Consider the following 455-nt stretch of genomic DNA (forward strand, 5'->3'; position numbering starts at 1 on the left):
TTCGCCGTCACGTACGCCGACTTCAGCGGCGACGCCTCGTGCGAATGCACCGAACCCATATAGATCACCACCCCGCCGCGATCGTCCTTGTACATGTACTTGAGCGCCGCCTTGGTGGTCAGGAACGCGCCGTCGACATGGATCGCCTGCATCTTCTTCCAGTCGGAAAACGCGTAGTTCTCGATCGGGTTCACGATCTGGATGCCCGCGTTCGACACCAGGATGTCGATCGAGCCGAATGCCGCGGCGACCTTGTCGATCCCGCTGTTCACGGCTTCTTCGTTGGTCACGTCCATCGCCACGCCGATCGCCTTGCCGCCGGCCTGCTTGATCTGTTCCGCCACCGCGTTCGCGCCGTCCTGGTTCAGGTCCGCGATCGCCACCGCCGCGCCCGCCTTCGCCAGCTCCAGTGCGATTTCCTTGCCGATGCCGCTCGCCGCGCCCGTCACGACCGC

The 455-nt window shown here is 64.6% G+C and carries 1 protein-coding gene; it reads right to left on the reverse strand.

Annotated elements, in window-relative coordinates; genetic code table 11:
• A partial coding sequence (locus RZR99_RS33090) for an SDR family NAD(P)-dependent oxidoreductase (RefSeq protein ID WP_323123865.1) occupies window positions 1-455 on the reverse strand: 455 nt, incomplete at both ends.

The organism is Burkholderia alba (genome assembly GCF_034721475.1).
In the GTDB taxonomy this organism is placed as follows: Bacteria; Pseudomonadota; Gammaproteobacteria; order Burkholderiales; family Burkholderiaceae; genus Burkholderia; species Burkholderia alba.